Source organism: Myxococcus sp. CA023 (assembly GCF_010998615.1).
Taxonomy (GTDB): Bacteria; Myxococcota; Myxococcia; order Myxococcales; family Myxococcaceae; genus Myxococcus.
The window spans coordinates 1-23,242 of the sequence record NZ_JAAEAH010000101.1 but is presented as its reverse complement, the minus strand read 5'-3'; the positions used below and the strand labels follow the sequence as shown (position 1 = coordinate 23,242).

The 23,242-nt window shown below is 68.5% G+C and carries 19 protein-coding genes and 1 pseudogene; 9 read left to right on the top strand and 11 right to left on the bottom strand.

The window, feature by feature from the left end; all coding sequences use genetic code 11:
- Positions 1 to 5: 5 nt before the first annotated feature.
- Entirely contained in the window at positions 6 to 980 is a 975-nt protein-coding gene (gene gmd, locus F8M74_RS32860) for a GDP-mannose 4,6-dehydratase (RefSeq protein ID WP_141257771.1), read from the top strand.
- Positions 981 to 1,907 (top strand): GDP-mannose 4,6-dehydratase, encoded by a 927-nt coding sequence (locus F8M74_RS32855; RefSeq protein ID WP_141257770.1) that lies wholly within the window; start codon positions 981 to 983, stop codon positions 1,905 to 1,907.
- Positions 1,908 to 1,989: 82 nt separating this feature from the next.
- On the opposite strand, the gene F8M74_RS32850 is transcribed toward F8M74_RS32855, so the two are convergent.
- A complete protein-coding gene (locus F8M74_RS32850; RefSeq protein WP_141257769.1) occupies positions 1,990 to 2,715 on the bottom strand; it encodes a hypothetical protein in 726 nt (241 codons plus the stop codon).
- Between the two features lie 84 nt (positions 2,716 to 2,799).
- Here F8M74_RS32850 and F8M74_RS32845 point away from each other — a divergent pair, with 84 nt between their 5' ends.
- The gene (locus F8M74_RS32845) at positions 2,800 to 3,321 is read left to right on the top strand and encodes an NADAR family protein (protein ID WP_141257768.1); all 522 of its coding nucleotides are present in this window, start codon (positions 2,800 to 2,802) and stop codon (positions 3,319 to 3,321) included.
- Between the two features lie 3 nt (positions 3,322 to 3,324).
- Here the strand turns inward: F8M74_RS32845 and F8M74_RS32840 are convergent, their stop codons facing one another.
- Positions 3,325 to 3,873, bottom strand: coding sequence for a hypothetical protein (locus F8M74_RS32840; protein ID WP_141257767.1), 549 nt, complete (start codon positions 3,871 to 3,873; stop codon positions 3,325 to 3,327).
- Between the two features lie 8 nt (positions 3,874 to 3,881).
- Positions 3,882 to 4,967 (bottom strand): glycosyltransferase family 1 protein, encoded by a 1,086-nt coding sequence (locus F8M74_RS32835; protein WP_141257773.1) that lies wholly within the window; start codon positions 4,965 to 4,967, stop codon positions 3,882 to 3,884.
- A 47-nt stretch (positions 4,968 to 5,014) separates the two neighbouring features.
- On the opposite strand from F8M74_RS32835, the gene F8M74_RS32830 reads away from it, so the two are divergent.
- The 4 genes from F8M74_RS32830 to F8M74_RS32815 all read left to right on the top strand — a co-directional run bounded on the left by F8M74_RS32830 (position 5,015) and on the right by F8M74_RS32815 (position 12,953).
- A complete protein-coding gene (locus F8M74_RS32830) occupies positions 5,015 to 7,255 on the top strand; it encodes a glycosyltransferase family 4 protein (RefSeq protein ID WP_141257766.1) in 2,241 nt (746 codons plus the stop codon).
- Positions 7,252 to 8,040: a hypothetical protein gene (locus tag F8M74_RS32825; protein ID WP_141257765.1), complete on the top strand. Its 789-nt coding sequence runs from the start codon at positions 7,252 to 7,254 to the stop codon at positions 8,038 to 8,040. The genes F8M74_RS32830 and F8M74_RS32825 overlap by 4 nt, the downstream gene beginning before the upstream one ends.
- Positions 8,041 to 8,191: 151 nt before the next feature.
- Entirely contained in the window at positions 8,192 to 9,013 is an 822-nt protein-coding gene (locus F8M74_RS32820; RefSeq protein WP_141257764.1) for a dolichyl-phosphate beta-glucosyltransferase, read from the top strand.
- Positions 9,014 to 9,173: 160 nt separating this feature from the next.
- On the top strand, positions 9,174 to 12,953 hold the full coding sequence (locus tag F8M74_RS32815) for an FAD-dependent oxidoreductase (protein ID WP_141257763.1): 3,780 nt from the start codon (positions 9,174 to 9,176) through the stop codon (positions 12,951 to 12,953).
- 22 nt (positions 12,954 to 12,975) lie between these two features.
- On the opposite strand, the gene F8M74_RS32810 is transcribed toward F8M74_RS32815, so the two are convergent.
- Entirely contained in the window at positions 12,976 to 13,641 is a 666-nt protein-coding gene (locus tag F8M74_RS32810) for a hypothetical protein (RefSeq protein WP_141257762.1), read from the bottom strand.
- Between the two features lie 189 nt (positions 13,642 to 13,830).
- Here F8M74_RS32810 and F8M74_RS32805 point away from each other — a divergent pair, with 189 nt between their 5' ends.
- Both F8M74_RS32805 and cyaY read left to right on the top strand, forming a co-directional pair.
- Positions 13,831 to 14,328: a histidine phosphatase family protein gene (locus F8M74_RS32805; protein ID WP_141257761.1), complete on the top strand. Its 498-nt coding sequence runs from the start codon at positions 13,831 to 13,833 to the stop codon at positions 14,326 to 14,328.
- Positions 14,329 to 14,341: 13 nt separating this feature from the next.
- On the top strand, positions 14,342 to 14,674 hold the full coding sequence (cyaY, locus tag F8M74_RS32800; protein WP_141257760.1) for an iron donor protein CyaY: 333 nt from the start codon (positions 14,342 to 14,344) through the stop codon (positions 14,672 to 14,674).
- On the opposite strand, the gene F8M74_RS32795 is transcribed toward cyaY, so the two are convergent.
- The 7 genes and pseudogenes from F8M74_RS32795 to F8M74_RS38240 all read right to left on the bottom strand — a co-directional run.
- Positions 14,662 to 16,308 carry a diguanylate cyclase gene (locus tag F8M74_RS32795; protein ID WP_141257759.1) on the bottom strand — a complete coding sequence of 549 codons (1,647 nt, stop codon included), beginning with the start codon at positions 16,306 to 16,308 and terminating at the stop codon, positions 14,662 to 14,664. The genes cyaY and F8M74_RS32795 overlap by 13 nt on opposite strands.
- On the bottom strand, positions 16,308 to 16,865 hold the full coding sequence (frr, locus tag F8M74_RS32790) for a ribosome recycling factor (protein WP_141257758.1): 558 nt from the start codon (positions 16,863 to 16,865) through the stop codon (positions 16,308 to 16,310). Before frr ends, F8M74_RS32795 begins: the two co-directional genes overlap by 1 nt.
- A gap of 38 nt (positions 16,866 to 16,903) precedes the next feature.
- Positions 16,904 to 17,656, bottom strand: a complete 753-nt coding sequence (pyrH, locus tag F8M74_RS32785) for a UMP kinase (RefSeq protein ID WP_141257757.1) — start codon at positions 17,654 to 17,656, stop codon at positions 16,904 to 16,906.
- A 218-nt stretch (positions 17,657 to 17,874) separates the two neighbouring features.
- Positions 17,875 to 18,528, bottom strand: a complete 654-nt coding sequence (tsf, locus tag F8M74_RS32780) for a translation elongation factor Ts (RefSeq protein WP_141257756.1) — start codon at positions 18,526 to 18,528, stop codon at positions 17,875 to 17,877.
- Positions 18,529 to 18,684: 156 nt separating this feature from the next.
- A complete protein-coding gene (gene rpsB, locus F8M74_RS32775; protein WP_141257755.1) occupies positions 18,685 to 19,659 on the bottom strand; it encodes a 30S ribosomal protein S2 in 975 nt (324 codons plus the stop codon).
- 382 nt (positions 19,660 to 20,041) lie between these two features.
- Positions 20,042 to 22,864, bottom strand: a complete 2,823-nt coding sequence (gene secA / locus F8M74_RS32770; protein ID WP_140794450.1) for a preprotein translocase subunit SecA — start codon at positions 22,862 to 22,864, stop codon at positions 20,042 to 20,044.
- A 141-nt stretch (positions 22,865 to 23,005) separates the two neighbouring features.
- Positions 23,006 to 23,242, bottom strand: a pseudogene (locus tag F8M74_RS38240) (SAM-dependent methyltransferase); the annotation flags it as partial.

Sequence of the window (23,242 nt, the reverse complement as noted above, 5' to 3'; positions counted from 1 at the left end):
AGAACATGGCGACCAAGCGCGCACTCATCACGGGCATCACGGGGCAGGACGGCAGCTATCTCGCGGAGCTGCTCCTTTCGAAGGGCTACGAGGTGCACGGCATGGTGCGCCGCTCGTCGGAGGAGAAGTTCGAACGCATCCAGCACCTGCATGGGAAGATTCAGCTCCACCAAGGCGACTTGCTGGACCAGTTCTCGCTCGCGGCGCTGCTCAACCTGACGAAGCCCGACGAGGTCTACAACCTGGCGGCGCAGTCCTTCGTCCCCACCAGTTGGAACCAGCCTGTGCTCACGGGTGAGTTCACCGCGCTGGGCGTGACGAAGATGCTGGAAGCCATCCGCCACACCCGCCCGGAGGCGCGCTTCTACCAGGCGTCGTCCAGCGAGATGTTCGGCAAGGTGCTGGAGGTTCCGCAGACGGAGGACACTCCCTTCTATCCGCGCAGCCCGTACGGTGTGGCCAAGGCCTACGGCCACCACATCACGGTGAACTACCGCGAGTCCTTCAACCTGTTCGCGGTGAGCGGCATCCTCTTCAACCACGAGTCGCCGCGCCGGGGCCTGGAGTTCGTCACGCGCAAGGTCACGTACAACGTGGCGCGCATCAAGCTGGGCCTCCAGGAGAAGCTGCCCATGGGCAACCTGGACGCCAAGCGCGACTGGGGCTTCGCGGGCGACTACGTGGACGCCATGTGGCGGATGCTCCAGCAGCCGCAGGCCGAGGACTACGTGGTGGCCACCAACGAGACGCACACCGTGCGCGAGCTGGTGGAGATTGCCTTCGCGCGCGTGGGCCTGAACTGGGAGAAGCACGTCTTCATCGACCCGGCCTTCGTGCGCCCCGCCGAGGTGGACCTGCTCATCGGTGACCCGGCCAAGGCGAAGACGAAGCTGGGCTGGGAGCCCAAGGTCCGCTTCAAGGAGCTGGTGGAGATGATGGTGGACGCGGACCTGGAGCGCGTGAAGGCGGGGCAGCGGTAGATGCGCATTCTGGTAACAGGCGCGGATGGCTTCGTCGGCCGGCACTTGTGCGCCCTGCTGCGCGCCGCTGGCGACGACGTGGTGGAGGCCCATGGGCCGCGCGGTGAGGGCATCAACAGCAACGCCCTGCACTTCGACGTGGCCAATGAAGCCTCGGTGAAGGCGGCGGTGGCCGAGACGAAGCCCGAGGGCATCATTCATCTGGCGGGCTTCAGCTCGGTCGCAAAGAGCCACCACAACCCGTCCCGGGTGTTCGCGGTGAACACCATGGGCGTGGTGCACCTGCTCACCGCGGTGCGCGAGAGCGTCCCGAAGGCGCGCGTGGTGCTGGTGGGCTCCGGCGAGGTGTACGGCCCGGTGCCCGAAGGCACGCGCGCCACCGAGGACACCCCCGCGGTGCCCCTGAGCCCCTACGCGGCCTCCAAGTCCGCAGCGGAGCTGGCCGCGGTGCAGTTCCACCGCAGCTACGGGTTGGAGGTCGTCATGGCGCGGCCCTTCAACCACCTGGGCGCGGGGCAGGACCCCACCTTCGTGGTGCCCTCGTTCGCGGCGCAGATTCGCGCCATCGGGCTGGGCACGGTGGACCCGGTGCTGCGCACGGGCAACCTGGATGCGGTGCGCGACTTCTCCCACGTCCGCGACGTGGTGGAGGCCTACCGGCTGCTGCTCGACAAGGGCGAGCCGGGGCAGGCGTACAACATCGGCAGCGGTGAGGGCCGTACCATCCGCAGCCTGCTGGAGGAGATGCTGTCGCTGGCGGGTATCAACGCGCGCATCGAGCTGGACCCCGCGCGCCTGCGTCCCTCCGACATCCCCAGCCTCGTCGGTGCTCCCGACAAGCTGAAGGCGCTGGGTTGGGCCCCGAAGCTGACCGTGGCGGACGCGCTGCGCGATGTGCTCGGCCCCCGCGTGCCCGGCGCGGCGTGAGCAAGCGAAGGCGCGCGCGTGTCCCCAAGGATGCGCGCGCGTCGGAGGCTCGGCTGGGCGACCGATGCCGCGCCAGTTTTGTTCACTGAAGCGCCGCCCAGGCCTGAAACCGCCGCTCCAACGCCGTGAGGGTCCACAGGTCCGCCGGATTGTCTGGCCGCACCTGGGCCAGGTCCCGCTGAAGCGCCTCGCGCGCCCCGACGACGCCCCACTCCGACAACACCCGCAGCGCCATCAGCGAGTGCTTGCGCGCCACCAGCGCGAGCAGCACCGCCACGACGCGGGGGCTTCGCTCGTCAGCCAGCCGCTGCACCGCCTCGTGACGCGCCTCGGGCGTGGAGTCCGGCGCCTCCAGCACTTCGGCCAGCGAGGTGAAGCGCGCATCATCCAGCAACGGGCGTGGGCCGGGCTGCGGCTCCCAGTGCTCCACGGTGACGTTCGTCCGGCCCAGGCAGACGCACTCCCGGCGCACGCCGTCATCGCCGAAGAGGTCCATGATGCGATCTCTCGACGGCGTGCCTCCCACGAGCAGTTGCTCCGCACGTTGGGAAAGCGTGGGTGATACGCCGAGCAGATGGACGCGCAGCACCGTGGCCTCGGCCGCGGCGCGCTGCTCGGTGGAGGCACGGGGCCACTTGAGGAAGACCTCCGCCATCCCCCGTTCGTGGACGTACCAGCGGTACTCCAGCCACACGGCGCTGGGGCGGAGGGCGAAGCGGGCGTCTTCCTGCTCGCGGAGCCTGGGGGCGCCTTCCGCAAGCCCGGTGAAGCAGCGTTCCAGCAGGAGCAGGGCGTCGGAGAGCGTCATGAAGGTGGGGCAGTGTAACGGCGTTTGTCAGGCCGCTGGGCTACCAACGTTCGTGTACAATAAACACCATTCTCGAGGTTGCCCATGAGCGAAGCAGGACAGCAGCGGTTCACCTTCTTCTGGCAGGCGCACTCCCCCTTCTCCCAGTGGCACCCTTCCGACTTCGCCGTGGACGGCGTGCGCTACGTGTGCGCGGAGCAGTACATGATGGCAGGCAAGGCGCGGCTCTTCAGTGACAGCGAGGCGCTGGCGAGCATCCTGTCATCGAAGTCGCCCAAGACGCACAAGGCCCTGGGCCGCAAGGTCCGCGATTTCGACAACGCGCGCTGGGAGAAGGCGCGTGAGCGCATCGTCTACGAGGGCAACCGTGCGAAGTTCACCCAGAGCCCGGAGCTGCTGAAAGCACTCCTGGCCACCGTGGGCACGGAGTTGGTGGAAGCCAGCCCCGTGGATCGCATCTGGGGTGTGGGGTTGGATGAGGAGGACCCGCGCATCCATCACCCCGCGAAGTGGCGAGGACTGAACCTGCTGGGCAAGGTCCTCACGAAGCTGCGCGAGGACCTGCTGGCGGAGGGCGTCACCGAGGCGTCCCCCGCTGAGTCGTAGGGCTCAGAAGTCGTAGCGCACGTGAGCCTGGTCCGACACGACCAGGTTCACCGTGCCCGAGGACTTCCCGAACTGCGCCCCGAAGCGCTGCGAAACCGAGGACACGTCGAAGCGAGGACTGGCCCGCAGGAGCGCCTTGCACCGGTCGTTGTTCCCATTGTGCACCAGCACCAGGTTCGCCACGGGCGTGCCATCCGCGCCCTGCTGGAGGTTCCCATCCCAGGCCAGCGAGTACGTGTGCTCGGCGCAACCTCCGCCATGCATCACTGCCAGCGTCAGGATGCCACCGTCCACCGTGGCGCTTCGGACATTGATGGGGTCCTTCGGCTCGGGATTGGGCGTCACCACCAGGGGCTGGACGGCCGCCTTCGCCTCACCGTCCCCGGCAGGCGGAACCTCGGTGGCCTGCGTGTCTTCAGGGGCCGGCGCCGTCACTTCCGCGCTGGCCTCGGCGGGTGGCGGTTCCACCGAAGCAGTGCCTGTATCCTGCCGGCCCGCACAGCCCGCGAGCAGTCCACACAGCATCACCCCACTCCACACGAGCTTTCGCATACGTCTCCTTATCGCCGCAGCGCGGCCTCGTACGCCGCCAAGGTACCCTCGGCGGTCCGCTTCCAGGTGAACTTCGCGGCCTGCGCCTTTCCACGCTCCGCGAGCGCCCGCCGCTCCTCCGGCGAGTGGAGCAGCCGGTCCAACGCCCGCGCGAGCCCGTTCGCATCGTCGGGCCCCACACTCAGCGCGGCGTCGCCACAGACCTCCGGCAGCGAGCCCGCGGTGGAGACGATGGTGGGCGTCCCCAGCCGCATCGCCTCCAGCGGCGGCAGCCCGAACCCCTCATAGCGAGAGGGGAACACGAACACGGCCGCGCGGCGCATCAGCTCGTAGAACACGGCGTCGGACTGATAGCCGAGTGAACGCACCTCGAACCCCTCCGAGCGCAGCCGCGAGATGCGCGCCTCCACGCGCCCCGCACCGAACCAGCTCTGTCCCGCCAGCACCAACGAGGCAGGCCGGCCCCGCAGTCGCAGCCGCTCCAACGCGTCCAGCACCAGGTCCACGTTCTTCCGCACGTCGAGCGAGCCCGCATAGAGCACGTACTCCTTCGGCAGTGAGAGCGCGCGCAGGAAGTCCTTGCTGGTGTCGTCCAGGGCTGGCGCATGGACGTGGTCCACGCCATTGGGCACCACCACCGTGCGCGACTCCGCCTCCGGGTAGCGAGTCAACAGGTCCTGCCGCGTGCGCTCGCTCACGCACACCACCTGGTCCGCCACCATCAGGCTGCGGGACAACCACAGCCGGAACTGCCAACGGAACGCGGCCGACACCGTCTCCGGCATCAGCAGCGGAATCAAATCGTGCACTGTCAGCACGTACTTCATGCCGGGCGCGCGGATGAGGGGCAGGTTGAAGTTACCGTGTGCGTGATACAGCGGCGCATCCGAGCCCTGGAGCACGCGCGGCAAGCCGCCCAGCGTCCAGGCGGTGCGCCCTGCCTTCGCGCGAGGGGCCTCGCCGGATGACTGAGCCCCTACGCGGATGAGCTGGACGCCGAGCGCCTCAAGGGCGGAGGCCAGGCAACGGGTGTACAGGCCGATGCCGGTGGTCGGCTCGTCCCAGAGTGTCGCGTCGAAGGCGATAGGTCCCATGGACACGGTGCGCCTCATAGCACGTGCGTGTGATAGGCAGGGCCCACATGGCGATCCACCAGTTGATACCCAGCTTTGTCCCCGGCGACGCCACCGGGCAGGCCGCGCTGCATCTGCAGCTCCTGCTGCGTCGCATGGGGCACGCGGGCGCGCTGTATGCGGACGAGGTGGGCCCAGGGCTCGAAGGGCTGGCCAGCCCCGCGTCCGCGCTGCGTCCCGAGCCCGGTGACCTGGTCCTCTACCACCATGGCATCGCCTCCCCGCTCAGCAGCCGGCTGATGCACCTGCCCTGCCGGCGCGGCATCGTCTTCCACAACATCAGCCCCGCGCGTTTCTACGAAGGGCTGCCGCTGGCGGACGCGCTGGTGGCGGGACGGGCCCAGCTCGCCGCGATGGCCCCCTTCGCGGATGTGGCCATCGGCGTGTCGGACTTCAATGCCGCCGAGTTGCGCGTCGCGGGTTATCGCAACGTCCACACGGTGCCCCTCTTCATCGAACCGGAGCGATTCTCCCGCGCCAGCGCGGACGCGAAGATGCTCCAGCGGCTCGAAGGTCCAGGCCCCGTGCTGCTCGGCGTGAGCCGGGTCATGCCGCACAAGCGCTTCGAGGACCTGCTCGCGCTCCATCGCGAAGTCCTGCGGCTGCGCCCCCAGGCCCGCTTGTTGATGGTGGGCGGCTACGAACCCGGCAGCCGGTACTTCCGCATGCTCCAGCGCGAGGCGCGCGGCCTGCGCGGCGTGAGCTTCCTGGGACGCCTGAACCACGCGCAGCTCGTGGCCGCGTACAGGTCCGCCTCCGTCTTCGTCTCCATGAGCGAGCATGAGGGCTTCGGCGTCCCCCTCATCGAGGCCATGGCCGCCGAGGTGCCCGTGCTGGCCTACGCGGCCGCCGCGGTGCCGGAGACCCTGGGCGGCGCGGGCGTGGCCTTCGACCAGAAGCGCTTCGCCTTCCTCGCGGAGTTGGCGGTAGACCTGAGCGAGGACATCTCCCTGCGCGGGCCCGTCATCGCGGGACAGACGCGGCGGTTGGAGCACTTCTCCGCGCCCTCCGTGCAGACCGCCTTCACGAAGGCGCTGGAGACGGTGCTCCCCCGCCCCGCGCCCACGAAGCCCCGGAAGGTTCCGGAGCGTCCCAGGGTGGCGATGGTGGTGCAGCGCTACGGCGAGGTGACGGGCGGCGCGGAGAAGCTCGCCGCGCAGATGGCCGAGCACCTGGCTCCGCACTGGGACCTCACCGTGCTGACGACCTGCGCGAAGAACCACCTCGTGTGGGACAACGCGTTTCCGCCCGGCCCCGACGTCGTGGACGGCATCAAGGTGTTGCGCTTCCCGTCCACGCGGGTGCGTAACATCCGAGGCTTCAACGGCCTGTCGCGGCAGGTGTTCGACAAGAGCAACGAGCGGCTGCGCGAAGAGCAGTGGGTGGCCGAGCAGGGCCCCATGTGCCCCGGCCTGCTGCACCACCTGGCCACCGAACGCGACGCCTACGACGGCTATCTCTTCTTCACCTACCTCTACGCGCCCACGGTGTGGGGACTGCCGCTGGTGGCGGACCGGGCCCTGCTGGTGCCCACCACACACGATGAGGCCCCAGTCCGCTTCGGTGTGTATCGGGACGTCTTCGAACGCCCGCGTGCCCTGCTCTGCCTCACGCCGGAGGAGCACACGCTCATCGAGAAGTACTTCCCGAATCACGCACCCACGCGGGTGGTGGGCGTGGGCGTGGACCGGCCTCGGGCGGATGGCGCGCGCTTCAAGGAGAAGCACGGCATCCACCGGCACTACCTGCTCTACATCGGCCGTCAGGAGCCGGGCAAAGGCGTGCCCGAGCTGCTCGAGTACCACCAGGCCCTGAAGAACCGGTTCGAGGACGCGCCGGACCTGGTGCTCGCGGGCGACACCAACATGGAACTGTCCGGCGAGGGCGTGCGCTATCTGGGCCGCATCGACGAGCAGGACAAGCACGACGCGCTGGCGGGGGCGTTGGCGGTGGTGGTGCCGTCCCGCTACGAGAGCCTGTCGCTGCTGACGCTGGAGTCCTTCGCCCAGGGCACTCCTGTGCTCGTGAACGGGCGCTCGGACGTGCTGGTGGGACAGGTGGAGCGCAGCGGCGCGGGCCGCGCGTACACGGACCTGGAGTCGTTCATCCAGGGCCTGCGCGAGGTGGGCTCGGAGCGTGGGCCCATGGGCAAGCGGGGCCTGGCGTACGTGAAGAAGCAGGGCTGGCCGCAGGTGGTTGCGGCCTACCGGGAAGAAATGCAACGCATCCTCGAGGAGAAGCGTCGATGAAGTTACTGGGACGGGACATCCCCGCGCGGGAGCTGATTGCCCGCATCGAGGAGCGCCTGCGCACGCGCGGCCTCCCCACCTCCGAGGAAGTGGAGCTGCCGCCCGAAGGCGTGGAGCCCCGGGTGGAGCCACTGACCTTCAACCTGCATGCGCTGGAAGAGCACGCGGACGCCACGCGAGCCCTCCCCCTGCACACCCACCGGGGTGGCGTGGGACAAGTCGTCCTGCTGGCCAAGTGGGCCTTCCGCAAGTCGTGCCAGGTGTTCATCAACGAGGCGCTCGGCAGGCAGCGCGTGTTCAACGGACACGTGCGCGACTCCTACGCGCAGCTGTCCGCCGAGGTGCTCCGCCTGCGTCGCGAGGTGGAGGCACTCCGGGCGAGGCAAGTCCCCGCGGTTTCCGATGCAGCGGTGCCGCAGCAAGAGCGCGCACAGCGACGCGAGCACGAAGCGGCGCCGTCCGCCGTGGCGCTGCCGTCGACCGCGCCGGTCTCCACGACGGCTCCAGTCGTAGACACCGTGCTGCCCAAGCCGCGTGACACCAAGGCCCATTCACGGCAGCCGGCTCGGCCGAAGCAGCCGGTGAGCGCGGCTTCTACGGAAGTGGATTCGACCTCGGCTCCTCGCGCGCAGGCACCGGTGCCCGCCGCGGGCGAGCCGGTCACGAGCCAAACCGCCCATGCGAAGAAGGCCGCGCCTTCTGCGCCTGCACAGCCCTCAGCGGAGGCTTCGCCGCGCCGGAACGCCTCCGGACAGAAGAAGCGCCGCAACAAGAAGTCCCGTTGAAGACCACCCGATGAGGGGCACGGCGCCTGCCCCGGACCTCCTGAACAGGCCGCGCTCCGGGACTTCGAGCCGTGCGACCTGGTGAGTGCGCGGCGGGTATATGCCGACACCTTGCATTGACGGCCCATCGCACCTGTGCTCAATCGAACACGTGCATGCGCCCTTCGTCAGCGTCGTCATCCCCGCCTACAACGAGGGCCAACGGCTGCCACGCTTCGTCGCGGAGCTCACGCGCGTGTTCCTCGAGCGGAGCGCCCCGCCGGTGGAGTTCATCGTCGTCGACGATGGCAGCGCGCCCGAGCACGCCGAACTCCAGCGCGCGAGCGCAGAGGCGGCCCAGACTCACCTCGCCACCGCGGGGGCGCGGCACCAGTTCACCTACGTGGCGGCGCCTCGCAACCAGGGAAAGGGCTCGGCCATCCGGCTCGGCTGGCGTCACGCGTCAGCGGGCGTCACGTGGCTGGCCTTCCTGGACGCGGATGGCGCCATCAACGCCGAGGAGTTCCACCGGCTGGTGACGCTGAGCACCTCGGAGATGGCGCAGAACGTGGACGTCCTGGCCGGCTCACGCATCCTCATGGCCGGACGCCGCATCGTGCGCAGCCTCCACCGCCACCTGCAGGGCCGCATCTTCGCCACGCTCACGGATGCGAACTTCAAGCTCCACTTCTACGACACACAGTGCGGGGTGAAGTTCGTCCGCGCGGACATCCTGCGGCCGCTCCTGGACGTGCTCCAGGAGCAGCGCTGGCTGCTGGACGTGGAATTGCTGGTGCTGCTGAAGCGCCAGGGCGCGCGCTTCCTGGAGGTCCCCATCGACTGGGAGGACTTCGGAGGTTCCAAGGTCATCCCAGGGCTCGACGCGGCGCGCATGTTCTGGGGGCTGCTGCAGCTGCGTCGGCGACTGGAGCTTGTGTCCCTGCCTACCCACCGTGACGCGTTGCCCGAAGGCGAGCCACACGCCCAGCGGTAGGCAAGAGCGTCACTGTGTAGGCGTGCAGCCCCGCCCTGCCTGCACGGCGACGCGGGCCCTCACCTCCAGTGACAAGCCCGCTTGATTTCCGGACGGCACACCGCGAAATAGGTCCCGCTTGGAAGCCGTTTCTCCAGGTTCCTCCCACACTGTTCGTGACATGCGCGCCTTGACTGACCTGCCCTCCGACCCCACCCCTCCTCTGACCCTGGGCCTGCCGGGCTTTGTCTTCGAGGACCTGTATCGTCCCGCTGGTCTGCGCCGGTTGGCGGAGCGCTTCGACGCACAGCTCACCAAGGACGAACCTGAGCTCTTCCAGGCCTTCGACGCGTACCGCAAGTCTGGCGGCACGAGCGTCAGCGGCGCCGCGGAGTCGGACCTGCTCGTCCGCGTGTCGCGCCATGTGTCGCGCTTCGTCACGCGCCTCTTCCGAGTGGAGCAGGAGCTGGAGCGCCTGTCCGGCCGCCTCAAGGGCGAGCTGCCGCTCTTCGACTTCAAGCGCGAGTTCATCACCCGCCGCGTCTTCAAGAAGGGCGCCGCGGACCGCCCGGCGCTGGCGGAGTTCCCCTCGCTGGACGCGCGCATGCGGCTGATGCTCCAGCTGGGCTTCCCGGAGGCGCTGGCCACCGGGGACCTGGAGCGGGGTCTGGCGGAATCCGTCCTCTCGCTGATGGACCTGGAGCGCCTGTTCTCCAACGCACTGCCCGCCGAGCGTCAGGGCGAGGCGGAGGCCCTGCGCGCCCGCTGGTCCGCGCTGCGCGAGGTGCTGCTGTCCACGCCCGAGGGCAAGGACGCCTTCGGCTCCAGCCTCGTCACGCAGGGTGATGACGCCGCGGAGCTCCAGTCCGTGCGCGCGCTGCTGTCGCTGGCGGACCGTTGGACGTACGCGCGGGCGCTGCATCCGGAGACGAAGGACATCTTCCACGCCTGGCCCACCCATCGGATTCCCAAGCCGCTGGTGTTCGACCAGCTCGTCCAGCTCCAGCGTCCGGACAACGAGCTGCCCGAGGCCACCGAGGGCCTGGAACACCACCTCCGCCACCGCGACGGCTTCAAGCTCACCGACCGCCGGGGCACCTCGCGCGACGTGATGAACGAGGTGGACTACTGCGTGCTCTGCCACGAGCGGCAGAAGGACTCGTGCACCAAGGGATTCCCCGCCAAGGACCCGGTGGCCGAGGGGCACCACTACAAGAAGAACCCGCTGGGCATCCCCCTCAACGGGTGCCCGCTCGACGAGCGCATCTCCGAGGCGCACCTGCTCAAGCGTGAAGGCAACTCCGTGGCCGCGCTGGCCATGGTGACGCTCGACAACCCGATGTGCCCGGGCACCGGCCACCGCATCTGCAATGACTGCATGAAGGCCTGCATCTTCCAGAAGCAGGAGCCGGTGAACATCCCCCTGGCGGAGACAGCCACGCTCACGGACGTGCTGAACCTGCCGTGGGGCTTCGAAATCTACGGCCTGCTCACGCGGTGGAACCCGCTCAACGTCCGCCGCCCGTACGCGCTGCCCTACGTGGGCCGCAACGTGCTGGTGGTGGGGCTGGGCCCCGCCGGCTACACGCTGTCGCACTACCTCCTCAACGAGGGCTTCGGCGTCACCGGCGTGGACGGCCTCAAGATCGAGCCCTTCCCCGACGCGCTCGTGGGCCGCAATGGCCACTCGCTCCAGCCCATCCGCGACTGGTCCGCGCTCACCAGCGAGTTGGACGAGCGCATCCTGGAGGGCTTTGGCGGCGTGTCCGAGTACGGAATCACCGTGCGCTGGGACAAGAACTTCCTCACGCTCATCCACCTCACGCTGGCGCGCCGGGAGAGCTTCCGCATCCACGGCGGCGTGCGCTTCGGTGGCACCCTCACGGTGGAGGACGCGTGGGCGCTGGGCTTCGACCACATCGCCATTGCCGCTGGCGCGGGCCGCCCGACCATCATCGGGATGAAGAACAACCTCATCCGGGGCATCCGCAAGGCCAGTGACTTCCTGATGGCGCTCCAGCTCACCGGCGCGTTCAAGAAGGACTCGCTGGCGAACCTCCAGGTGCAGCTGCCCGCCATCGTCATCGGCGGTGGCCTCACCGGCATCGACACCGCCACGGAGCTGATGGCGTACTACCCGGTGCAGGTGGAGAAGGCGCTCGCCCGCCACGAGAAGCTGGTGTCCCAGGTGGGCGAGGAGGCCGTGCTGGCCCGCCTCGACGCGGAGGAGCGCGCCACGTACCAGACGTTCCTGGAGCATGGCCGCGCCGTGCGCGAGGAGCGCCAGAAGGCGAAGGCCCTGGGCCGCGACCCGGACTTCATCAAGCTGGTGCGCGCGTGGGGCGGCGTCAGCCTCGTCTACCGCCGCAGCCTCACCGAGTCCCCCGCCTACCGCCTCAACCACGAGGAAGTGACGAAGGCGCTGGAGGAAGGCATCCGCTTCATCGAGCGCATGAGCCCAGTGGAGGCCCTGCCGGACGCCTCCGGCGCGGTACGCGCGCTGCGCTTCGAGCGAATGGTGACGGTGGACGGCAAGCTCAAGGGCAGCGGCCAGTTCTTCGAGCTGCCCGCGCGCACGGTGTGCGTCGCCGCCGGCACGTCCCCCAACGTCACGTACGAGAAGGAATACCCGGGCACCTTCCAGCTCGACGCGCGCGGCGAGTACTTCCAGAGCCACGAACTGGTGGACGCCGAAGACGGCTTCTCGCTGGCGCCCGTGAAGGCGAAGGAGGACCCGGCCGCGAAGACGGGGTTCTTCACCTCGTACCAGAAGGACGGCCGCTTCATCTCCTTCTACGGCGACAACCACCCGACCTACGCGGGCAACGTGGTGAAGGCCATGGCCAGCGCGAAGGACGGCCACCCGCAGGTGGCGCGGCTGTACGCCAAGGAAGTGGCCGCGCTCGACTTCACCGACGAGGTGGCCCAGGCGGCGCGTGACGCGCGGCGCGCCGCGCACTTCGCCAGGCTGGACGAGGCGTTCACCGCCACCGTGGTGGCCGTCAACCGGCTGACGCCGACCATCGTCGAGGTGGTGGTGCGCGCGCCCTTCGCGGCCAGCCACTTCTCTCCCGGCCAGTTCTACCGGCTGCAGAACTTCGAGCGGAACGCGCCCGTGGTGGACGGCGTGCGCCTCACCATGGAGGGCCTGGCCCTCACCGGTGCCTGGGTGGACAAGGAGAAGGGGCTGATGGGCACCATCGTGCTGGAGATGGGCTCGTCCTCGCGCCTGTGCGCCGCGCTCAAGCCCGGTGATCCCGTGGTGCTCATGGGCCCCACCGGCGCGCCCACGGAGATTGGCCACAACGAGACGGTGGTGCTCGTGGGCGGCGGTCTGGGCAACGCGGTGCTCTTCTCCATCGCCCGCTCGCTCAAGGCGGCCGGCTGCCGCGTCGTGTACTTCGCCGGCTACCGGCAGAAGTCGGACTCCTTCAAGCACGACGAAATCGAGGCCGGCACGGACCAGATTGTGTGGTCCGTGGACACCGGGGACACGATTGAGGCGCGCCGGCCGCAGGACTCGGCGTTCCGGGGCAACGTGGTGCAGGCGATGGTGGCCTACGCGGAAGGCAAGCTGGGCCCCGCCCCCGTCATCTCCCTGGCGGACGTGGACCGCATCATCGCCATCGGCTCGGACGGAATGATGCGCGCGGTGGCCGAGGCGCGGCACGGCGTGCTCCAGCCGCACCTCAAGCCGGGACACGAGGCCATCGGCTCCATCAACTCGCCGATGCAGTGCATGATGAAGGAGATCTGCGCCCAGTGCCTCCAGCGGCACGTGGACCCGGTGACGGGCAAGGAGACGTGGGTGTTCTCCTGCTACAACCAGGACCAACGGCTGGACCAGGTGGACTTCGTCAACCTCCGGCAGCGCCTGCGCGGCAACACCGTCATGGAGAAGGTCGCCGACGTCTACCTGGCGCAGCTCTTCAAGCAGGCCCCGCACCTCAAGCGCGTCTGAGGCGAGAAGGCGGGGCCCGCCTTCACCGGCGTGTGCCGGTGAAGACGCGAATCATCTCCTGGTAGTTCTGGATGAGGTCTTCCTCACGCGTCAGGACGACGTCGATGTTCGCATCGCCATAGTCGCGGCGGGCATCGGCCAGCGTCTGGAAGGCCTCCACCTGGGCGCGCATCGACGCCACCTGGGGCGCCATGCCCTGTTGCTGCTCGGGCGGCAGCTTCGCCTGGAGCGCCTCCAGTTTCTTCAGCTCCTCTTCATATTGGAGCGTGCGCCCCAGCTGCCGCTGGCTGACGACGGCGGTGACGACCTCCGCGATGCCGTTGACGTCCGCCTCGGAGAGCTGTGCCTCGCGGCGCGCCTCGGCCTCCGCCTTGGCCTTGGCCTCCACCACCTTCAGGCCCTCGCGCGCGGCGGCCATGGCCTCCGGGGTGCCGGCGTCCACCAACGCCCCCAGGTTCTGCAGGCCCTTCATGAGCGAGCCGTACACCTCCAGCATCCGCCGCTGATAGCCCACGTACGCGTCCAGCTTCTCCTTCGTCACCGTGTAGGGGCCGGCCTCCACCGCACCGTCGGGAGCGCCGGGGGCCTGCTCGCCCACCGCCCCAGCGGGCGGCCCGGAAGCGTCCTCGGGTTTCTTGCAGGCCGAGAAGGCCACGAGCACCCACAGTCCCCACAGCACCTTGCGCACGCGCGTTCCTCCAGACAGGACATGTCAGCCCCTCGTGTATGCTCCGGCAACCTGGGCGGTGAGAGGCGTCCCGCCTCTGTCTGTCACGGTGGGGTTGTTCCGGCCACTGAACAATCGCCGCATTACCTTTGACCAACCCTGCCGCGCTCGTGTACGAACCGCGGTTCTGTCGAAAGCGGTGGAGGGAATTTGAGGCTTTTCCTGGTTAGGCACGCGGATGCGGACGCGGAGATCCCCGAGGGTCTCGGTGACGAGGCACGCGCCCTCACCGCGAAGTCCCGCACCAGCACCGCCCAGCATTTCGCTTCGCTAACCGAGCGCATTGGTCCCGTGGGGCGCATCCTGACCAGTCCGCTGGTTCGCACGGTGCAGACGGCGCAGATTCTCTCCATCTCCGCCAAGTTCGAGGGCCCGCTGAAGGTGCATCGCTGCTTGCTGCCCGACATGCCCGTGGGCGCGGTGGAGCCGGTGCTCAACGAGTACGCGGACGAGAACCTCGTCCTCGTGGGCCACCAGCCGTCCATGGGCGCCCTGGCGGCCCATCTGCTTGGCATGCAGTCCTTCCCCAAGCCCGTCAACCCGGGCACCGTCATCGGCCTGGAGCGCGCGGAGGGGGAGTCTTCACCGGCGTTCAAGTTCCTGTTCTACGCCGCCCCTGGTCAGCAGGTGCTCGACATCATCCAGTGAGGCCATTGCGGCCATGATGGACGAAGCTCGCTACAACCAGTTGGTCTCCGCCGCGTTCAAGCGCATCCTCGCCGCGGCGGACACCATCGACCCCGACATCCTGGAAGCCGACAGCACCGGCGACATGGTGACGCTCACCGCGGCTTCGCGGGAGAAGTGCATCGTCAACACCCAGCGCGCCGTGCGGCAGATCTGGGTGGCGGGCCGGGGTCAGGGCATCCACTTCGACTACGACGCGGCCACCGGCACCTGGAAGGACGACAAGGGCCGGGGCCTGGAGTTGATGTCGTTCGTCGCTGACGTCGTCGGCGGCATCACCGGGGCGGACTTCGTCTATCCCGGCTGAGTCCTGCCGCTCGCGGCCTCCACCCAGTCCCCACCCGCGGCCTGAGCGCGACGCAGGGCTTCTCCAGCCTCTTTGAGGAGGCTGCCGAAGCTGACCTGGGTCAGGGCGCCCGCCACGGGTCCACGGCCCGGCGGGGGCTCGGAGACGGCGACACCCACGGAGGCGCTGGCGCCCTCGAAGGCCGTCAGGGACTTGATGAGCTCGCGCAGGCGCTGCCCCACCACCAGCGCGCCGGAGCGCGGCGTGTGCGGAAGAAAGACGACGAAGCGGCTGTCCGCGAAGGGCACGGCGACGTCGATGTCGCGCACTCCGGAAACGAGCAGTCCCAAGGCCTCGGCAAGCACGAGCTTCCGCGCGGCGGGGGCCAGGGGCGCGGCTTTCTCCGCGAACTTGTCGATGTCCACCAGCAGCACGGCGATGGGGTAGCGGTAGCGCCGGCTGCGCTTCACTTCCATCAACATCAGCCGCTTGAGGAACTCGAAGTCCGGAGAAGAGCCGACCACCGCCAGGTCGGACCGGCTGATGCGGCCGCCGCCTGGAACAGGCGTGGGGGCGAGCGCGGGGAAGGCGCCAGAATACCGGGCCCCCACCGAGGGAGGCTGAGCACTGGCCGCCGGTGTCGCGGGGCTCGCGGTGGCGGCGTCAGACGCGCTCGTCGATACAGCGCCCGAATCCGTTGGTTTCGCCGCCCAAATAGCCGGGGCCGCGGGCGGAGACGTCTGCGCGGACGACGGCTCGATACCGGCTCCTGACGCAGCGACGGCCTCCGTGGCATCAGGCCCGTCCTCGGACGCGTGCCCGGCGGCATCCGAATCGTCGGCCTCTGGCTCCGCGTGGAGCAGTGGAAGGTCGTCTTCCTCGGAAGCCTGTGTCTCCGCTGTGGCCGAAGCAGGCGCCGCGCCCGCATCCGGGGCCGGACTGCCCGCTTCGGAGGACGGCGACGTGATGGGCTCTTCGTCCAGCTCAGGTGGCAGTGACGCGGACTCCGCGCCGCGGCCCTCGGACAACGGCGCATCCGCCTCGCGCGGCGGTTGCACCACCCGCGCCTGTGCGCTCTCCGCTTCCGGTGCCTCTTCGTCGAGCGGCGGCGGAGGGGGCATGCCCCGCGCATCCGCGCTCTCGACAGGTGCATCCACGCCGTCAAGCGGCGGAGGAGGCGGAACCATCCGCCCGCCCAACGCGCCCGGCAGCGGAGGGGGCCCACCCGCGTGAGACGCCCCATCGAACGGGGGTGGCGGCGGCCGTGCTCCCTCGGAACCTACCCGCCGCAGCGCCTCCTCGCGCTGGACAAGCAGGGACACGCACGTCAACACCGTGGGGCGCTTCAGCGGTCCCACCAGGCACCCGTCCGCGCCCGCCTGGGCGGCCCGCGTGTCCGCCTGCTCCTCGTCCGGCGAATACAACAGCAACACCGGCGCGGCGAGGCCTTCGGCCCGCATGCTCCGGCACAGCGCCTCACCGTCCAGGGCGCCCGTTCCGGACGCCAGCAGGACGGTGGGCGTGCGTTCCCTCACCGTGCGCAGCGCCTCGTCGACGCTGCTCACCCAGGACACTTCATGACCGGCGGATTCGAGATAGCGGCGCAGAACGCCCGCCACCGGTGCGGAGGGCTCGGCGAGGACGATGGAGGACATCAAACCTCCATGACATCCTTCTCCTTCTTCTTCACGATTTCATCCACCTGCGTGATGCCCGCGTCGGTCTGCTTCTGCACGACCTCGGTAATGCGCTTGTGGTCGTCCTCGGTGATCTTCTTGTCCTTCAGCTGCGTCTTCAGCACCTCGTTCGCGTCGCGGCGGAGGTTGCGGATGGCGACCTTGAACTCCTCGCCCTTGGTCTTCACCTGCTTGGCGATGTCCTTGCGGCGCTCTTCGGTGAGCGGCGGGAAGGGCAGGCGAATCATCTCGCCGTCGTTCATCGGGTTGATGCCCAGGTTCGCCTCGCGCAGCGCCTTCTCGATGTCCTTGAGGACGCTCTTCTCCCACGGCTTGATGGTGATGAGCCGGGGCTCGGGCGCGTTCACGCTGGCCACGCCCGACAGCGGCGTCGGCGTGCCGTAGTAGTCCACCCGGACGCCATCCAGGATGGCGATGCTGGCGCGGCCCGTGCGGACCCTCGTCAGGTCCGTGCGCAGGCCCTCGAGCGACTTGTCGATACGGCCCTTCAGTTCGGCGACGACGTCTCCACTCATTGCGTTCTCTCCTTGAGTGCTTGCCGGTGGGTCGGGGCTCAGGCCCAGACCGTCTCGCTGCCACCCACCAACGTACCAATGTCCCCGTCACCCAGCACCGCGCGGCGGATGTTGCCCCGCTGCGTCAGGTCGAACACGATGATGGGTAGCTTGTTGTCCATGCACAGCGAGATGGCCGTGGAGTCCATGACGTTGAGATTCTGCTTCAACACGTCCATGTAAGTCAGCGACCGATAGCGCCGTGCCGTGGGGTCCTTCTTCGGGTCCGCGCTGTACACCCCGTCCACCTTGGTTGCCTTCAGGATGACCTGCGCGTTGATTTCCATGGCGCGCAGAGAGGCGGCGGTGTCGGTGGTGAAGTACGGGTTGCCGGTGCCCGCCGCGAAAATCACCACGCGGCCCTTCTCCAGGTGGCGCACGGCGCGCCGGCGGATGTACGGCTCGGCAATCTGCTCCATCTTGATGGCGGACAGCACGCGCGTGTGCAGCCCCTTCTTCTCCAGCGCGTCCTGCATGGCCATGGAGTTGATGCAGGTGGCCAGCATGCCCATGTAGTCGGCACTGGCGCGGTCCATGCCCTCCGTGGCGCCCGCGACGCCCCGGAAGATGTTGCCGCCGCCAATCACCAGCGCGACCTCCACGCCGGCCTGCGCCAACTCGATGACTTCCTCGGCGATGCCGATCAGCGTGGGCGGATGGATGCCGTACTTCCCCTCCCCCATCAGGGCCTCGCCCGAGAGCTTGAGGAGAATGCGCTGATACGGGAGCGGCTTCTTCGTGTCGGAGGACATGCGCCACCGCTTCTATCCCCCGCTCCGCGAGGGATCAACGCTGGAGTCGGTGGGCCGGCCCCACATCGTCCGCTGGCGGTCGCACGGGGAGGGGTCAATCAGACCCGCAAAAGCGAGGGCCGCGTCGCCCGGACGCCCCGTGTAGGGGACTCTCCGGTGCGCGCGGCCCTTGTCAGCCCTGCGTCCAGGCTCGCGGCCCCGTGGGGACCGCGGAGGCCTTACGCCTGACCCAGCGTCTTGGCGACTTCGGCGGCGAGGTCGTCCTTCTTCTTCTCGATGCCCTCACCCAACTCGTAGCGGACGAAGCGGCGCACTGAGACCTTCTCGCCAATCTTCGCGGCGCGCTCGGAGATCATCTCGCCGACCTTCTTCTTGTCGTCCTTCACCCAGAGCTGGTCCACGAGGCACACGCCCTCGTAGTACTTCTCCATCTTCCCGACGAGGATCTTCTCCAGCATCGCCTCAGGCTTGCCCTGCTGCTTGAGGAGCTCGCGCTGGATGTCCTTCTCCTTGTCCAGGTTGTCCGTGGGGACCTCCTCACGACGGACGAACTTGGGGCCGGCCGCGGCAATCTGCATGGCCACGTCCTTCACCAGCTCCTGGAAGTCGGGGTTGCGAGCGACGAAGTCCGTCTCGCAGTTCACCTCGACGATGACGCCGATGCGGCCGCTGTGAACGTAGGTGCCGATGACGCCTTCGGAGGCAACGCGGCCTTCCTTGCCAGCGGCCTTGGCGATGCCCTTCTTGCGCAGCCACTCCTCGGCCTTGGCGAAGTCGCCACCCGACTCGGCGAGCGCCTTCTTGCAGTCCATCATGCCCGCGTTGGTCCGCTCGCGGAGCTCCTTCACCATCTGGGCGCTAACTTCGGCCATCGTCGTCTCCTGCCTCCGCCACTCCAAGGCGCACTGCGCCGGGCGGAGCATTGTAAGTTCTAGGGGATACTGCGGCACCAGGGAAACAGAGGCGGCCGGGGAGCTGGCGAACTGATGCCACCCGGCCGCTTCGGCACTGACGTGAGGAAGGGACGGCTACTCGGCCGCCGCCTCACCCTCGGGAGCGGCCTCGGCGGCCGGCTCGGTGGACGCGACAGGGGCCGCACCCTTCATCTCAACGAGGGGGCCCCGGCGGTCGCCGCCACGGTCACCACCCCGGTCGCGACGGTCGTCGCGGCGGTCACCACGGCGCGGGCCACGGCGGTCATCGCGGCGGTCGCCACGGTCGTCACGGCCCTCGCGCTCCTCCTGCTCGTCGCGCTCGGCGGCGCCCGAGGCGCGGTAACGCGCGGCGCCCTCGAGGCAGGACTCGGCGATCTTGGAGGTGAACAGCTTGATGGAGCGGATGGCGTCGTCGTTGCCGGGGATGACGAAGTCGATGCCGTCCGGATCGCAGTTGGTGTCCACCAGGCCGATGACCGGGATGCCCAGGCGGCCCGCCTCGTGGATGGCGATGTGCTCCTTCTTCGGGTCGATGACGAAGACGCAGCGGGGCAGCTTCGACATCTCCTTCACGCCGCCCAGGTTCTTCTCCAGCTTCTCGCGCTCACGCTCGAGCTGGGCGACTTCCTTCTTGGGCAGGCGCTCGAAGGTGCCGTCCTCGGCCATCTTCTCCAGCGTCTTCAGGCGGTCGATGCCCTGCTTGATGGTCTTGAAGTTGGTCAGCGTGCCACCCAGCCAGCGGCTGGTGACGAAGAACTGACCGGCGCGCGAGGCCTCCTCGCGAACCACGTCCTGCGCCTGCTTCTTGGTGCCGACGAAGAGCACCGAGCCACCGCGCGCGGTGATGTCCGCCACGAAGCGGAACGCCGAGCGGGCCATCACGACCGTCTTCTGCAGGTCGATGATGTAGATGCCGTTGCGCGCGCCGAAGATGAACGGCTTCATCTTCGGGTTCCAGCGCTTCGTCTGGTGGCCGAAGTGAACACCGGCCTCCAGGAGCTGCCTCATCGTGATGCCACCGGCGGCGGCCATCGCCTGCTGCTGCGTCTGCGTGTCCTGCGTTTCCATGTCGTCTCTCCGGTTGTTCCGCCACGTCCGAGCAAACCTTCCGGCCGAAACGACCGCGGAGGAGTTCCTCTCCGAGGAGAGGCCCTCACCCACGGAAGCACCGGCGACCGGCACGGACGTGTGTGTAGTGGGTACTGCCTGGGGTCGACTGCCCCCCGACCCCATACCGTGGGGCGGGGCGTCCTTAACAGAACCCCTCCGGGCCGCGCAAGCTTCGCCGCACCGCCCGCCCGGGCAGGGACGGCACATGCCGCTCCCCCGCCCTCCTATCGTCCCAGCGAGGCCCCTTCGCCCCGCCAAGACAGCACCGGCGCGGTGCCTCCCCAAAGGGTTGGCGCCGCGCCGGCGTCTTCCACGATGAGCCTGTCAGTCAGCCCGCGTCCTAGACGCTGGCCTCCGAGGCACCGTGGCACTTCTTGTACTTCCGGCCGCTGCCGCAGGGGCAGGGGTCGTTGCGGCCCACCGCCGGCTTGCTGGCCGCCGCCGGACGCGCCGCCGCGGCCACCGAGCCCTCATCCAGCTTGCCGTCCGCCGTGGCGCGTCCCTCCACCGCCTTCTTCTGCTGCTGCGCAAGCTGGCGCTGGATGCGGGCGGCCTCTTCCGCCGCGCTGGAGGCGGAGCGGGGCTGCACGTGCATGAGCTGGGTGACGAACTGCGCCTTGATGGCGGAGAGCATCTGAATGAAGCCCTGGTAGCCCTCCTTCTTGTACTCCTGCTTCGGGTCCTTCTGACCGTAGCCGCGCAGGCCGATGCCCTGACGCAGGTGGTCCATGGCCAGCAGGTGGTCCTTCCAGAGCCGGTCGATGGTCGCCAGGTAGTTGTACTGGAGGAAGCGCATGAAGTTCTCGCCGAACTCCTCCTCGCGCGCCTGGAAGACCTTCTCCGCCGCCTTGTAGATGTGCTCCTGGAGCTCCTCGCGGTTGCCCACGCCCTCGAAGTTCATCTCGAGGTTGAAGGTTTCCTTCACGCCCTGCTGGAGCGCGGCGATGTCCCAACCCTCCACGCCCCGGGTGGGCGCGTAGGTGTCGGTGAGGGACACGATGACGTCCTCCATCGAGTCCAGAATCAGCTCGCGGAAGTCCGCCCAGCTGACGGTCCGCTCGGAGCGCGTCTTGATGCGCGTCTTCGGATCCTCGTCGTACTCCACCAGCGGCACGCCCGCGCCCGCGGCCAGCACCTGGCGACGCAGCTTGTAGATGGTGCGGCGCTGCTGGTTCATCACGTCGTCGTACTCGAGGAGGTTCTTGCGGATGTCGAAGTTGTGGCCTTCGACCCGCTTCTGGGCGCCCTCGATGGCACGTGACAGCCACACGTGCTCGATGACCTCGCCCTCCTCCATGCCCAGCCGCTCCATCAGGCCCTGGATGCGCTCGGACCCGAAGATGCGCATCAGGTCGTCCTCGAGCGACAGGAAGAAGCGGCTGCCACCCGGGTCACCCTGGCGGCCGGCGCGGCCACGCAGCTGGTTGTCCACGCGGCGCGACTCGTGGCGCTCGGTGCCGATGATGAAGAGGCCGCCGGCGTTGTGGACCTCCTCGCGCTCCTTCTTCGTCTGCTCCTCGAGCTTCGTCTTGGTGTCGGCGAGCTTCTGCTCCCACGCCGCGAGCTCCGCCTCGTAGGCCGTCAGGTCCAGCGGCTGCCCTTCCGGGGCCGACGTGGGCGGCTCGGGCGGCGGGCCCATGGACGCCTTGGCCAGGACCTCCGCGTTACCACCCAGGAGGATGTCCGTTCCGCGGCCGGCCATGTTGGTGGAGATGGTGACGGCGCCCTTGCGGCCGGCCTGCGCGACGATGTCCGCCTCGCGCTGGTGCTGCTTGGCGTTGAGGACGTTGTGCGGGATGCCGCGCTTCTTGAGGAAGCTGGCCACCACCTCGCTCTTGGCGATGGACACCGTGCCCACGAGCACCGGCTGCCCCGCCTTGTGCAGTTCCTCGATTTCCGCCGCCACCGCCTCGAACTTCTCGCGCTCCGTCTTGTACACCACGTCCTGCAGGTCCTTGCGGATGGGCGGACGGTTGGTGGGGATGACGCGCACGTCGAGGTTGTAGATTTTGGCGAACTCCTCCGCCTCCGTGTCCGCCGTGCCCGTCATGCCGGCCAGCTTGGAGTACATGCGGAAGTAGTTCTGGAACGAGACGGTCGCGAGCGTCTGGTTCTCGTTCTCGATCTTCACGCCTTCCTTGGCCTCGATGGCCTGGTGAAGGCCGTCCGACCAGCGGCGTCCCGGCATCTGGCGGCCGGTGAACTCGTCGACGATGACGACCTCGCCGTCCTTCACCACGTAGTCCTTGTCGCGCTTGTAGAGCGTGTGCGCGCGCAGGGCCTGGTCCACGTGGTGCAGCATCTCGATTTCGCCCGGGTCGTACAGGTTGCCCACACCCAGCCGCTTCTGGAGCTTCTCGATGCCGTCATCCGTGAGCGACACGGAGCGGTGCTTCTCGTCCAGGGTGTAGTCCTGGTCCGGCACCAGCCCGGGGATGACCTGGTCCACCCGGTAGTACTTGTCGGTGCTGTCCTCGGTGGGGCCGGAGATGATGAGCGGCGTGCGGGCCTCGTCGATGAGGATGGAGTCCACCTCGTCGACGATGGCGAAGTTCAGCTCGCGCTGGACGTAGTCCTGCAGGCGGAACTTCATGTTGTCGCGCAGGTAGTCGAAGCCGAACTCGTTGTTCTGCCCGTAGGTGATGTCCGAGCGGTACGCCTCCTGCCGCTGCTTGTCGTTCAGCTCGTGCAGCACGCAGCCCGTCGTCATGCCCAGGAAGCGGTAGACGCGCCCCATCCACTCCGCGTCGCGGCGGGCCAGGTAGTCGTTCACCGTGACGACGTGCACGCCCCGGCCGGACAGCGCGTTGAGGTAGGTGGGCAGCGTCGCCGTCAGCGTCTTGCCTTCACCGGTGCGCATCTCCGCGATGCAGCCCTCGTGGAGGAACATGCCGCCAATGAGCTGCACGTCATAGTGACGCTGGCCGATGACGCGGCGCGCCGCCTCGCGGGTGATGGCAAAGGCCTCGAAGAGCAGGTCGTCCAGCGAACGGCCGTTCTGGATCTCCTGCCGCATGCGGTTCGTCTCGGAGACGAAGTCCTCGTCCTTGAGGGCCCGCATCCGGGTTTCCAGCTCATTGACCCGGGCGACCTTCGCGTGGGCCTTCTTGAGCTCACGCTCGTTCTTGGTCCCAATCAGTTTCTTCAGCGTCCATTCGATCATTCGGTCGGCTCTCTCGCCGGAGAATCCTCGAAGGACGGCGGCGAGTGAAGGGAAATCCCTGGAGGTGTAAGGGAGAAACGTATGGAAACCACGTGCGTCCGCCGAAACTTCCACTCGGCAGGCCGCCCACCACTCAGCGGCTCAGAGTAAAGCGGAACCCGGCCCACGCAATGTCCCCCACACGAAATCAACGCCGAGGCCCCTCCCGGCCTTCACGACGACCTCCCTCCCGCCATCCGGGCCGCCCCGGAGCGCCGCGCCCAGGTCCACGCACACATCGCCGCGCCCAGGCTCGAAGGCCAGTCCGTCCAGGGCCTCCTCCAACTTCATGGCCGCGCGCGACGGCGCGTCTCCAGCCCGCCGCATGCGCCTGCGTCC